Annotated in this window: 8 protein-coding genes; 3 read left to right on the top strand and 5 right to left on the bottom strand. The window is 45.6% G+C overall.

The features are described 5' to 3' along the window. Positions 1-649: 649 nt before the first annotated feature. Positions 650-5,104 (top strand): glutamate synthase large subunit, encoded by a 4,455-nt coding sequence (gene gltB / locus FFM78_RS10000; protein ID WP_137638300.1) that lies wholly within the window; start codon positions 650-652, stop codon positions 5,102-5,104. 119 nt (positions 5,105-5,223) lie between these two features. Next, positions 5,224-6,660, top strand: a complete 1,437-nt coding sequence (locus FFM78_RS09995) for a glutamate synthase subunit beta (RefSeq protein ID WP_137638299.1) — start codon at positions 5,224-5,226, stop codon at positions 6,658-6,660. A gap of 291 nt (positions 6,661-6,951) precedes the next feature. Here the strand turns inward: FFM78_RS09995 and FFM78_RS09990 are convergent, their stop codons facing one another. The 5 genes from FFM78_RS09990 to FFM78_RS09970 all read right to left on the bottom strand — a co-directional run bounded on the left by FFM78_RS09990 (position 6,952) and on the right by FFM78_RS09970 (position 12,463). Beyond that, the gene (locus FFM78_RS09990) at positions 6,952-7,443 is read right to left on the bottom strand and encodes a hypothetical protein (protein ID WP_137638298.1); all 492 of its coding nucleotides are present in this window, start codon (positions 7,441-7,443) and stop codon (positions 6,952-6,954) included. 118 nt (positions 7,444-7,561) lie between these two features. Beyond that, positions 7,562-8,269: a LutC/YkgG family protein gene (locus tag FFM78_RS09985; protein ID WP_137638297.1), complete on the bottom strand. Its 708-nt coding sequence runs from the start codon at positions 8,267-8,269 to the stop codon at positions 7,562-7,564. After that, positions 8,266-9,741 carry a LutB/LldF family L-lactate oxidation iron-sulfur protein gene (locus tag FFM78_RS09980; protein ID WP_137638296.1) on the bottom strand — a complete coding sequence of 492 codons (1,476 nt, stop codon included), beginning with the start codon at positions 9,739-9,741 and terminating at the stop codon, positions 8,266-8,268. The genes FFM78_RS09985 and FFM78_RS09980 overlap by 4 nt, the downstream gene beginning before the upstream one ends. 84 nt (positions 9,742-9,825) lie before the next feature. Next, on the bottom strand, positions 9,826-10,626 hold the full coding sequence (locus FFM78_RS09975) for a (Fe-S)-binding protein (protein WP_137638295.1): 801 nt from the start codon (positions 10,624-10,626) through the stop codon (positions 9,826-9,828). A gap of 286 nt (positions 10,627-10,912) precedes the next feature. Further along, entirely contained in the window at positions 10,913-12,463 is a 1,551-nt protein-coding gene (locus tag FFM78_RS09970; protein ID WP_137638294.1) for a zinc ribbon domain-containing protein, read from the bottom strand. 152 nt (positions 12,464-12,615) lie between these two features. On the opposite strand from FFM78_RS09970, the gene FFM78_RS09965 reads away from it, so the two are divergent. Next, on the top strand, positions 12,616-13,395 hold the full coding sequence (locus tag FFM78_RS09965) for an alpha/beta fold hydrolase (RefSeq protein WP_137638293.1): 780 nt from the start codon (positions 12,616-12,618) through the stop codon (positions 13,393-13,395). Positions 13,396-13,503 lie beyond the last annotated feature (108 nt).

The raw sequence follows: 13,503 nt of genomic DNA, 5'->3' as shown, positions 1-13,503 counted from the left end.
GATTATTTTTTTGATCGATGTGTAATGGCGGAAATAAAAACCAGCTATCCAAAGCGGTAACTGGCTAGAAAATTATTCAATTCATTTAGGTTTAAATTGTCTGAATGTTTTAAAAATGCGATTGTTGTGGTCCGACATCAATAATTCGATATTGAACTACCACTAAGTTCTCCTTGAAATGAAAAGCACGGCGACTTTTTATTTGATGACCCCTAAACTTTGTGGGCAGCGGCTACCAGCCAGTAAGAGATAGATTGCCTCAACGAAGCGCTTTTGTGCGCTGGCCAATTTTATGTGGATTAGTGTTTTTCCATAGTGACATTATTCCTTTCACAATTAAATTATACTGTAATGTCCATGCTTTCTCAGCTATATTGCATTGCTCTGGAATGCAATGTCTGTTTCGCCGTAAAAATTCATAATAAAGTAATTGAGTAGATGTCGGTAGCATAGCTAAATGAGAATTATTTTCATTTAGTCACTTTTTACGTTTTTAGGCGCAATACTGGTTATCTTTGAGTTGTAAAGATATAACGGTTAACGTAAATCAAGTTTTTTTCTGAAAAAGCTTGATTAATATAAAAATGACTACTAAAATGAGATAAAAATTAAAATATTCTAATCTTAGTCAAACCCGAGGTGGGATTTCATGATAAATCGTGAGCAGACCCTCTATGAACCGCGTTATGAACACGCAGCTTGTGGGATGGGCTTTATAACCCAGGTAACTGGTGAACATAGCCATCAATTAGTTGAACAGGCGCTAACTATGTTGGCGCGAATGAATCATCGCGGCGGAACTGGTGCTGAACCGGATACTGGCGATGGTGCCGGTATTCTAATGGCACTACCGGACACCTTTTTCCGTAAATATGCTGAAGAGCAGGCCCTCAGTCTGCCGGCAGCAGGCGATTATGCAGTTGGGATGTTCTTTTTGCCACAACAGCCGGCCGATAAAGCAGCTGAATTAGCGGCCGTGACTACGGAGATTGGTCACGCTGGTTTTAATGTGCTGGGCACACGTGCAGTTCCTTATGTTTATGAAAATTGTGGTCCTACGGCGCAACGTGTAATGCCAGGCTTTGCCCAGGTACTTGTGACGCGGCCCCATGATATTCCTGCTGGTCGGCCTTTTGAAGACGCACTGTATCAGTTACGGCGCCGGCTTGAAAAAATATTTGCGGCGGATGAATTTGCTATTGTCAGTTTATCCAGCCAAACGCTTTGCTATAAGGGGATGTTACACGCCTATCAGGTGGGCCTCTTCTACCCTGATTTACATGACCCTGCAATGCAAACCAATATTGCCTTGATCCACTCCCGTTTTTCTACCAACACGTTTCCTAGTTGGGAACGTGCCCAGCCGTTCCGTTTTCTCGCCCATAACGGTGAGATCAACACCTTAAAGGGTGCTGAAAACTGGATGGCCAGTCATGGTGTTGAAGTTTATAACGAAGAAGATTCTGATTCAGCCAAGCTGGAGAACTGTCTTGAATATCTTTACCGCAATGGCCGTGATATTCCCCAAGCGTTGATGATGATGGTGCCTGAAGCGTGGGGCGATGCAGTACAATTGCCGGCTGATCAACGGGCCTTTGATGAATATAATGCCAGCTTTGTGGCGCCATGGGATGGCCCTGCTGCTCTTTGTTTTACCGACGGCATTCAGGTGGGCGCTGCTTTAGACCGCAATGGTTTACGACCGTCCCGTTATTTGTTGACTAAGGATAATTTGCTAGTGGTTGCTTCCGAGGCCGGTACAGTTGATGTTGCTCCTGAAGCAATTGCAGAAAAGGGGATCCTTGGTCCTGCCGATATGATCTTAGTCGACACGGCTGCCGGTCGTTTCTACCACACTGCCGAATTGAAGGCACATTATGCGCAGCAGCATCCTTATAAACAATGGTTGCAAGACAATCAATTGACTTTAGATAGCTTACCTCAAGCGGATGTGACCGAAAATTTGGCGCCAACAGCACTGCGAACTTTGTGGCGGCGGCACGGCTACACTGATGATATTATTCGGGAAGCAATCCTGCCCATGGCCAAAAATGGCGAAGAGCCGATTATTTCCATGGGTTTTGATTCACCGTTAGCGATTTTGTCGGAGCGCCCCCAGTCACTGTTTACTTATTTCAAGCAACAATTTGCTCAGGTCACCAATCCCCCGATCGACGCGATCCGTGAAAAATTAGTGATCGGAACCGAATTATTCATCGGGCGTGATGCGGAAGTAACTGCAGATGTTGCGGCAAATGCTAAAAAAATTAAATTGGCGACACCGATGCTAAGCTCCAGTGATTTTGAACGATTGCGGCATTTGGACATGCCTGATTTTAAAGCAACTGAAATTTCTTTGTGCTACGACAAAAAAGAACGCCCAAACCGTTTGGAGCAAGCGTTGGAAAGCTTTTTCCAGACAGCGGAAACGGCTGTCGATACCGGCACAACGCTATTGATTCTAACTGATCGTGGGGCAACCGAGGATAAGCTGATCATTCCAGTGTTGTTAGCAGTGGCTGGTTTGAATAACTATCTAGTTGCTAAGGGCAAACGTGGGCAGGCCTCGATCATTGTCGATACTGGTGAGGCTTGTGAAGTACACCATTTTGCGGCTTTGATCGGTTACGGTGCCTCAGCGATCCATCCTTATGGGGCGTACGCAACTCTAGGTGCTTATGGTCTGGCTGATCATGTAGAAACTTTCCGGCAGGCCTGTGAAAAGGGTATTATCAAAATCATGAGCCGAATGGGGATCTCAACGATTGCTGGTTATCAAGGTGCGCAATTATTTGAAGCGGTTGGCTTATCACAAGCGGTGGTTGAACGTTACTTTACCGGGACTGCTAGTCGGATCGGTGGTCTATCTCTTGAACAGATCGAGCAGGAATATTTAGCGCGTTACCAGCGAGCGTACGGTCCTAAAGCGCATGATCCATTACCCTCTGGTGGGAGCTTCAAGTTCCGAGCAGAAGGTGAGCACCATTTGTATAACCCGATGACCTTATACAAATTCCAGCAAGCCGTTCGTGGCGGCAATTACGAGTTATACAAAGAATACGCTAAGGAAATGCGGGAAGAAGAATTGGCAACGCCAACCACGTTACGTTCATTGTGGACGATCAATTCAACTAAACCGGCGGTACCCCTTAGTGAAGTTGAGCCGGTCAGCGCCATTGTTAAACGCTTTAAGTCCGGGGCAATGAGTTATGGGTCACTTTCCGAAGAAGCTCACGAGACGATTGCGACGGCAATGAATGCCCTTGGTGCCAAAAGTAATTCTGGCGAAGGCGGTGAGCAACGTGATCGTTTCAAGCCGCAAGCTGATGGTCGCAATTTAAATAGCAAGATCAAACAAGTAGCGTCCGCCCGTTTTGGTGTCAACACGGAATATTTAATGAGCGCTGAAGAGATTCAGATCAAAATGGCGCAAGGGGCAAAACCAGGCGAAGGTGGCCAGTTACCGGGACTGAAAAATTATCCGTGGGTCGCGGCGATCCGTGGGTCAGTGCCTGGTGTGCGCTTGATCTCACCGCCACCGCATCATGATATTTATTCGATCGAAGACCTGAAACAATTGATCTTTGATTTGAAGCAGGTCAACCCGCACGCTAAAGTGACGGTAAAATTAGTGGCCAGTACTGGAGTCGGTACGATCGCCACAGGCGTTGTCAAGGCCGGCGCTGATAAAGTGGTTATTTCTGGTTATGATGGCGGCACAGGCGCAGCTCCCCGAAATTCTGTGCGTGATGCAGGATTACCATGGGAAATGGGACTATCTGAAGCGCACCAAACATTGGCGTTGAATCGCTTACGCCAGCGGGCAACGTTGGAAACTGATGGAAAATTAATGACGGGCCGCGATATTGCGGTGGCCATTATGCTGGGTGCGGAAGAGTTCAGTTTTGCTCAGCTGACCCTAGCCTCGATCGGCTGTATTATGATGCGGGTCTGCAGTTTAAATACTTGTCCGACGGGGATCGCCACGCAGAATCCAGCTTTGCGTAAATTCTTTGCCGGCAAGCCAGAACACGTGATGAACTGTATGCGCTATTTGGCACAGGATCTGCGGGAACAAATGGCGGCGTTAGGTTATCGGACGGTTGACGAAATGGTCGGCCATACCGAAAACTTGCAGCCTAAGTTTGTGGCAAAAGGGAAGGCCAAGTCCCTCGACTTTAGCCGTATTTTAAGTACCTCGATCGGCATTGAGCGTAAAGCTAATGACCCGTTTGCAGTACAAGATCAGCAGCCTGAATTGGATGCTTTTGCAGCTCAAGCCTTGCAAGACGTTAAACCGACGACGATCAGCGCACCAATCAATAATGTGATGCGGACAGTTGGTGGCAGTATCGGTGGTTGGATCGCAGCGCGCTTTGGTAATCAAACTTTGCCAGCAGGACGTTTATCCTATCAATACACCGGCGTTGCGGGTCAAAGCTTCGGGGCCTTCATTACCCAAGGTTTGGAATTGAAATTAACTGGTGAAGCCAACGATTATGTTGGTAAAGGATTAAGCGGCGGTCGTTTGATCGTCCAGGCACCAGCCAAAGCGCAACGGCTTTATAGTCAAACGCCGATCGTTGGTAATGTGGCTTGCTTTGGTGCCACTGCTGGTGAGGCTTTCTTTAATGGTCGCGCTGGTGAACGTTTCTGTGTTCGTAATTCTGGTGCAGAGGTGGTCGTTGAAGGTATCGGCGATCATGGTTGTGAGTACATGACAGCTGGCACTGTTGTCGTTTTAGGCAGTACAGGCCGCAACTTTGGTGCCGGGATGTCCGGTGGGGTCGCCTATGTTTATGACCCAACGGATCAGTTTGCTGCTAATTGTAACCAAGAAATGGTGGAACTCTTCCATCTTGGCGAAACTGGCGACGATAGTATTTTAAAACAATTATTGGAGAAGCATGTTTATTATACTGAATCACCTAAGGCCAAAGCTATTCTAGCTGATTGGTCTAATCAGCAACAGCATTTTATTAAGGTTTATCCCCAAGATTTCCGGCATATGAACGAGATCATGGCGGACTTAGCCGCGAAGGGCACGCCACAAACCGAGTTGGCGGAAAAGGCTTTTGCCATTGCGACTGGCGAAAATGTATAGCGACTTTTAGTTGACTAAAAGCAAGTTAATTTTAACAGTGGCGGCTGGTTGTTGAAATTAGACCACAAAGTAAGCTTTTAGGTTCTAAAAGCAACTGAAATTTTGAAGGAGGAAATTCAATGGCTGATCCATTTGGTTTTATGAAATATCCCCGGCGCGATGACGTTTACCGACCAATTTATGAGCGGATCCATGATTTTGCGGCGTTGGAAGAAAAGTTACCGGAAGATGAACGGCGGCGGCAGGCCGCGCGGTGTATGAACTGTGGGGTACCTCATTGTCATTCCGGCTTTTTCTACGGTGGCGGTCGTGCAGTTGGCGGTTGCCCCAACGATAATTTAATTCCGGAATGGAATGATTTAATTTACCGTTCGGAGGATAAGAAGGCCTTTGAACGCTTGACTTTAACTAATTCACTACCTGATTTCACAGGTAATGTTTGTCCGGCACCGTGTGAGGTTTCCTGTAACGAAGCGTTAAATGGTCAGGGGATCACAATTCGGAATAATGAACGTTTTATTATTGAACAAGCTTTTAAATATGGCTGGGTCAAGGAAAGTGGCTTACCGGTGCGGCGCAATGGTATTGCAATCGCGGTGGTTGGCAGCGGACCATCCGGCTTAGCGGCAGCTTGGCGGCTTAACCAATTAGGGTATAGCGTCACCGTTTTTGAACGGAATGATCGGCCAGGCGGCTTAGCGATGTACGGTATTCCTAACATGAAGTTGCCTAAAGAAATCGTGGCGCGGCGGATCAATTTGATGAAGGAGGTAGGCATTAAGTTCGTGATCAATACCACTGTTGGACAGGATATTAGTGCCACCGAATTACGCCAGAAGTTTACCCGCGTTATTTTAGCAATCGGCGCTGGCATTGCGCGTGATCTTAAGGCACCTGGTCGCGACTTAGCGGGTGTGCAATTTGCCGTTGATTTTTTGACCACAGCGACTAAAGCTGTGGTTGCCAACGGTACTGCTGCTACCCAGCGTTTGGCTGGTAAAAAAGTAATTGTGATCGGTGGCGGCGATACTGGTAATGATTGTATCGCGACCGCTGTTCGGCAAGGTGCTGCTGATGTTAAACAGTTGGAGATCACCGCGGCTGCTCCGACTGAACGTAGCGCCGACAACCCATGGCCAGAATGGCCGCACGTTACTAAATACGGTTATGGTCAGGCTGAGGCACAAGAACTGTTTGGTGATGTGATCACGCAATATGAAACCACCGCCACCGCTTTTAATGCCACTGCGGGTAAGTTGACTAGTATCACCACCAGCAAAGTGAAGAAATTCCAACCCATTGCGGGAACGGAACAGGAAATGCCGGCCGATCTAGTTTTGTTGGCTTTAGGGTTCACAGGTGCGGCCACTGATGTTTTTGATCAGTTTGGTGTTCATGAGATTTATGATAGTTATAATACTAATGAGGATCAAGTCTATGTTGCCGGCGATGCCCGTCGTGGTCCCAGTCTGGTGATCTGGGGGATCCGCGAAGGCCGTTTATGTGCTGAAGCCGTTGCACAGTCGATCACTGCAGTGGCTGCGGCACAAGCTTAGGGTATAGTCATAAAGAGTTCTACTGTTTAGCGGTAGAACTCTTTTTTGTCAGTTTTAAAAGAAGGCAATATTGCGACTTAGATAATACGGGCTGCTGACTAAAGCAGTTGCGCAGGTTAATTTGGTTGGAGCTTTTCGATGTTTGTGCCCCTAAATTTAGCTTACCAAGCAAATCGCGCCAGCAAGAGTAGCTTGTCCACTACTTTCGCTGACGCGATGGTGTTATTGTAGGTTAATTGTGGTCAAATGTTAGCATGGTTGGCCTGTGATGGTCTGCTTACGAGCCATCCCTTACTTAGCTGCCTGCCAGTCTGTGACTGCTTTAGCTGCCAAGGCTAAACTTAAAACAGCATCTTTAGCTAGTGTTTTTTGAACTTGTTCATGATCTAAATTGTCAGTTGCCCCGATCACTTCTAGGCCATAGGTCAAAATGTGTAAATCAGTTTGCACATCATAGCCAGCACTATAAGCATCCTCGTGAGCATAATTGTAACGTAGATCACCAGCACTTAATTCACCGTCAGTATGGGTCACGATGATACGGTCTTTAAGTTCACTAAGCGGCCGTTGACCGCCTTGCAAGGTCAATAAATGATCAGATTCTTGCTCATAGTAGGTATCTTCGCTAACTGTAAAGTAATCTTGAACCGGTTTAGCTAAGATAGCAAGTTGGTCCAGTGCGGTGTAAATTGGTTGGGGATCGAATGCTTCTTCGCCGATTTTGATTTTATCGTTATGTTCTTCTAAATAATCTGCTAATTGGCTTAATGTTTGAGTTGCCATTGGATAACCTCATTTTCTAATAAATATAACGTAAGTTTACCTGATTTTAGGGCAATTGTTAAATTAAAATAAAAAAAATAGCTTTGGCGGCATTAAATTAGCGGCCAAAGCGACAAAATTAATCAGCAACGACGACGTAAGTAACGTCTAAGGGACCGTGAACACCGGTGACTAATTGCATTTCGATATCACCAGAATTAGATGGTCCAGTAATAAAGTGAATTGCGGAACTAGTTAATCGGTCGGCGGCTTGTTCCTGTTGATACCAAGCAATTGCCTGTGTCGAACGGGCAACAATGCGGGAACGAGGGACGATACTTAAATAATGGGTCGGTAAAAAGTGCAGGGCGCGGCCTTGACCAGGATGACTGCTCACAGTAATGGTACCTGATTCGGCCAATAGAAAGTCGGCAAAACTGATACTAATGTTGGCAATTTCGGCCGCTTTTAAATTAGTGGCCCGGTCAGCATCTGGCCGCCAGTAATTGACTTGCTGTTTTGCCGCGATTGCGGTTTGCCAAGCGGTCAACTGATAATTTACGAACTGTTCAGTTGTTGGTAATAATAGCGGGCCGCCACCTTGATAAGCGACGTAATCGGTCAGTAGTTGTGGTAATGCCGCCAGACTCACTTCGTGAAAGGTTACCGGCAGGGCCTCACTATTTTTGCGTGCAATAGTCAGTAATTCAGCTGGTGTTTTGGTGCTTAAGGTTTGCTGCGGTAGATCATTTAATTGTTGGTAAGGATGTTCACTTAATTGATGGCGTGGCTGACCTAAACGCTGCGCTAGTCGATCTAAAAATGGTTCGCGATTCTGAATTGTCATTTAGTATCACCTCGTTGCTGTTTGTGTTGTTTAAACCAAACGCGAAAATCATCCTGATGTTTTGGTGGGGCAGGTAAATCGCGGACATCCGTCCAACCACTGACCATACCAGGACCGTTAGTGATCATAGCACCGCCATAGGCAAAGAAATTTGTAACGGACATTGGCCGTTGATGTGTCCAGGGGGCCAGGCCTAAGTGTTTGAAACGTAGAATAGTGTTAAACATAAACGGTGATGCGGTTCCTTTGCCGACCATTTTCATTTGTAGATCAGTGAAACCATGCATCATTTTTAGGCGGTCGGTTTCGACTTCGCGATGTTTGATCAATAAATTGTGTAAAGGAATCAAAACAGGGCAGGTTTCGGTGCAGGCGGCGCATAAACTCGAAGCAAAGGGAAGTTCGCCAAATTGTTCATAACCGCCAAGGATCGGCGAAAGAACGGCGCCAACTGGTCCGGGATAAAGTGAGCCATAGCCATGACCACCAATTTGCCGATAAACTGGACAAACATTGAGGCAGGCCCCACAGCGAATACATTGAAGAATTTCTTGAAATTCAGTGCCTAAAGCCTGCGAACGCTGATTATCTAGGATCACCACGTAAAAATTCGCTGGACCGTCACTTTCACCGACACTTTGTTGCCCTTCGAAGGTCACATAGGTGGTTAATTTCTGGCCAACTGCCGAACGGGCCAGCAAATTATCCATGATCTCGGCTTCTTTCATACTAGGTACCAACCGTTCCATCCCCATAACAACGATTTGGGTCGCGGGAATTGAATCGGCTAGATCGGCGTTACCTTCGTTGGTATCCAAATTGATAATCCCAGAATCGGCGATGGCAAAGTTACAACCGGTGATGCCGATATCTGCTTCTAAAAAACGTTCGCGTAAATATTGACGTGCAAAGCGAGCCATGTGTTTAGGATCATTGTCACCGGTGTAACCTAACTTCTGGAAGATGGTATGAACTTGGTTACGATCTTTATGGATAGCCGGGAAAACAATGTGCGACGGTTCATCCCAGTCGTCTTCTTGGAGAATAAATTCAGCCAGATCGGTTTCAAGAACTGATACATCAGGCAAAGCTTGTAATTTTTTATCCAGATCCAATTCAGCAGTGACCATTGATTTTGACTTGACCACGTGGTGGCCGTTTTGTTGCTTGATCACATCTAAAATAAAATGATTAGCCTCTTCAGTTGTCTGAGCAAAGAAAACATGACCACCACGTTTTTCTACGTTATCGCTGAATTCTTCAAGATAATCAGGTAGGTATTGCAGAACGTGTTGCCGAATGGACTGCCCTAGTTTGCGCCAATCTTGCCAATGACCAAGCTCGGCACGCGCTTTCTCACGTTTATCGTACTGGGTGTCTTGGGCCTTGGCAATAGAAGCGTGGGCAAATTGATCTTGAGCAGCAGCGGCGATACGTTCATTGAAAGGTAAGGTGCTAGTTTTTAACCCCATAGTTTTAACCTCCTACTTCATGAAAAGATACGGTCAGGTCAGGCTATTAACTTGCTTGTTTTGGCGGTTGCCGGTTTGATTTACTCAGGGAAATGGTGCCGGCGCTGGTGTTGGGACTTCACTTACTTTTCTGATCCGCCTTTCATCTACATTTTGATTAAGCACTTCGGCTAAATGCATGATTTTGATCGGTTTGCCCAGTCGATTGAAGCGTCCGCCAATATTCATTAAACAACCAGGGTCGCAAGAAATTAAAACTGCGGCGCCAGTGGCCTCAGCATGGCTGACTTTAGCAGTAACCATTAACTCGGAAATAGCTGACTCCTTAACGGAAAAAGTTCCGCCAAAACCGCAGCAGTATTGGATGCCTGCTAATTGACGTACTTCTAAACCCTTAACGTTTTCCAACAGCCAAAATGGCGTTTCGCGTTCGCCGAGCAAGCGGGTCATATGGCAAGAACGGTGGTAAGTCGCCACGGTAGTTAGTTCCGCACCACAGTCAGCGATGCCCAGTACGCGCCAAATAAATTGCGAGAATTCATACATTTTAGCGGCTAGAATTTTGGCTTGGGCCATATATTGGCCATTGGGATCGGTGGGATCATCTGCTAACAGGGTGGGATATTCCTTCATAATTGCGGTACATGAGCCGGCCGAACAAACAATGTAGTCACAATCAATGGCAGCCAAAGCGTCAATTTGATTGTGCATTACTGGCCAACTTGCTTCAACGTAACCGGAGTTAAATGTAGGCTGGCCACAACAAATTTGTTTTTCGGGGACATCAACTGTGCAGCCTAGGCGTTCAAGTACTTCAACCATATCTTTACCAACTTGGGGAGATATTAGATCCATCATGCAAGTTGTAAATATGCTGACCTTCATTAGAAAAGCCTCCTTTACAGCATCGAAATGTGCGCGTCAATTAGGAACTGATAAACATTCATCTCTAAATGATAATAGTTATCATTTGATAATATTATCAAGATCGTAATATTAGTATAATTCATTTTGACTCTGATTGAAAAGGCTTTCGCTCATGAGAAATAATACACGAAAGGTTAATTTTAACGTCCGGCATTGCTATGATAAAATTCGCCTAATAAAAAAGGTAAAAAGCATGGCTTTTTACCTTGAGCTAATCAGGGATTACCCTAATTATTGTGAAAAATTAAACTTCCTCTGGAGCCACCACATTAGTGACTTCAGGTGTGGGGACTGCAAAATTCATATTTTTCGTTAAATTAGAAATATAGCGCAAACCACGTTGGCGGATGTTCGTTGCGGCGGCTTGGTCGTCATTACTTTCAAAGCCACAATTTAGACACTTGAAGGTGTGCACTTCTTTTTGGCGATTGCCAGCACTTGTAAAGCCGCAAACTGGACAAATAATTGAGGTTTCGTTATTCGGTACTTGGATGATCGCCGAATTTTGACCTACCAATTCAAAAAGAATTGTAAATAAAGCCTTATAGAAGTAGTCAGGACTTAAAATAATGTTAGGTGTTTTGTTAACGTCTAAGCTAGGATGTAATTCAGTAACATAGATCACATCACTGCCATAGTGGGCGATCAATTGGTTAACGATTTTCCGACAAGATTTAAGCACGTAACGTTTTAACATGTAAGAAAGTCGGGTCAATTCAACATCATCATCTAAGGTCTGTGTCTGGCGTTGTAGCTGGCGAATTTCATGTTGGTAATCTAAAATATGCTTGGAAATGATCGAGCCAGGGATCTGCAAGGAATTATCCATGCCATCGGTAGCCGTGATCATATTGATTTTACCGTAATCCAAGCCGACTACCCGGTAGCGGTGGCCAGACTCGACCAAGGCCTTGATCAAATCGTCGGCTTCGCGTGGACCAGGTAACGGCTTAGTTGCGGCTGCCGAACTAACCATGTGATTGGTTGCACTGTAGGCTGGCATTGAAACCTGACTTGGCGCGGCACTGTCAGCTGCGTGACTGGTAGCTGTTACTGTTGACTTCACAGTTGCTTGATTACTGCTGACGTGATTGCCGGCACTATTAGCAGCCGGTTTTTTTACTTTAGGGCTAGCCTTGGAACTTACTTTGGGGCTACGTTTGGCGTGGCTAACTGGTGCTGTGTTACCAGTGCTTTGTGCTGCAGCACTAGCCGCGGATTTGTTATTACTGTGTGGGGCATGGCTAGCCGTTGGTGCCTTTGAATTAGCCGCACTATTGGTACTACTGGAATTATTGCTGGTGGTTGTAGTTGCTTCATTCTCACTAGCCTCAGGTAGAACTAGTTGAATACCTTGATTCGGGTTCTGTCCAGGTAACATTAGGATCCAACCATCATCGCGCAAAGTCATCAGCCAACCCCGTTTTGGTGTATTGAAAATTTTTTCACTGGACTGTTTCGGCGCTAAAAATAAGGTATAAGAGTCGAGTTTGTTCAGTTGTAACAATAATTCTTGTGGTTCGCCGTCGTGTACGTTTAAGGTGGTCCGTGCGAAGACGACGAAACTATTATCGGGGATGGAAGTGATGCGCTCGTTTCGGAAGATATCCATCATAACATTAATAGTAGCTTGCGACATTTGCCGCTTAATACCGACACGTTGATTCAATTTCTGGTACAGATTACCTTTATCTGTGCCGCGATTGATCATAGCAACGGCACGCTTTTGAATCAAATTTTGTCGATTGATCAGGCGCCGAATTTCGTTGCTATTTTGAAATTTTTTAAATGCCAAATAATTTGGCTCCTTTCGTTGTTCGATTTTACATGCGAAGATACGAACCAACACTATCATACCGCATTTCCACTAACTTGAATAGCCACAGCCTATCTAACCGCAATGTGCTAAAATAGGCTTAATCATCAAGTTTGGAAAGCAGGCGCAAAATGAAATTTACAACAAAGGATCAAGTCACTTTAGATTACACGGATCAAGGTAGTGGCCAACCAGTTGTGATCCTAACTGGTTTAGGTGGCGTTAAGGAGTTATGGCGGCAACAGATCAGTGCGTTACTGACTGCTGGTTATCGGGTCGTTAATTTCGATTGCCGTAATCAAGGTCAGTCAGAGCACACGGCCAAAGGCTTGCGGATTTCACGGCATGCACAAGATTTAGCTGAATTGCTTGCTGCTTTGCAATTAGAAAACGTGATCTTGCTAGGCAATTCTATGGGGGCGGCCACGATTTTTGCGTACGCTTCGTTATATGGCAGTCAACACATTGCTAAGATCATCGACGTTGATCAACCGCCGCAAATGATCAATACTGCAGATTGGCCTTATGGTTTTAAACAGTTAACCTGGGATAATTTCTATCCGTATGTGCAGCAGCCTTTAGGTCGTTCGACTTTTAAGCATATTGACGATGAAACCTACCAATTAATGCGGCCGATCAAACAACAGTATCCCTACGATGCTAAATTAAACGTTCCTTTTTTGATCGATCACGCTACCCAAAACTGGCGGGATGTTGTTGCTGATCTACAATGTCCTATTTTGTTTGTCGCAGGGGCTAAAAGCCCGTATTTTGATCCATTATTTGCTTCGGCTGCCGCTGCATTAGCACCATTAGGACAGGCCCAAGTGATCGCCGCTGCTGGCCATATTGTGATGGCTGAGCAGCCGGCTGCTTTTAATCAGGTACTGTTAACATTTTTAGCACAATGAAAAAAGTGTGGCTCTCTGTCAAATCCTGTTGATAGTCAATTTTACAGTGTTAGAAGTTACTTAACTTCTAATGCTGTTTTTTTACTTGGTTTGGTCCGCATTTGTTGC

Origin of the sequence: Loigolactobacillus binensis (assembly GCF_005405165.1) — a bacterium.
GTDB classification, from domain to species: Bacteria; Bacillota; Bacilli; order Lactobacillales; family Lactobacillaceae; genus Loigolactobacillus; species Loigolactobacillus binensis.
This window is presented reverse-complemented; position numbering and strand designations above follow the sequence as displayed.

What these genes read in the sequence shown, in the direction of transcription:
- FFM78_RS09975 (WP_137638295.1), bottom strand. Translation starts at nt 10,626, where the DNA reads ATGAAGGTCAGCATATTTACAACTTGCATGATGGATCTAATATCTCCC.
- FFM78_RS09985 (WP_137638297.1), bottom strand. Translation starts at nt 8,269, where the DNA reads ATGACAATTCAGAATCGCGAACCATTTTTAGATCGACTAGCGCAGCGT.
- FFM78_RS09965 (WP_137638293.1), top strand. Translation starts at nt 12,616, where the DNA reads ATGAAATTTACAACAAAGGATCAAGTCACTTTAGATTACACGGATCAA.
- FFM78_RS09980 (WP_137638296.1), bottom strand. Translation starts at nt 9,741, where the DNA reads ATGGGGTTAAAAACTAGCACCTTACCTTTCAATGAACGTATCGCCGCT.
- FFM78_RS09995 (WP_137638299.1), top strand. Translation starts at nt 5,224, where the DNA reads ATGGCTGATCCATTTGGTTTTATGAAATATCCCCGGCGCGATGACGTT.
- FFM78_RS09990 (WP_137638298.1), bottom strand. Translation starts at nt 7,443, where the DNA reads ATGGCAACTCAAACATTAAGCCAATTAGCAGATTATTTAGAAGAACAT.
- gltB (WP_137638300.1), top strand. Translation starts at nt 650, where the DNA reads ATGATAAATCGTGAGCAGACCCTCTATGAACCGCGTTATGAACACGCA.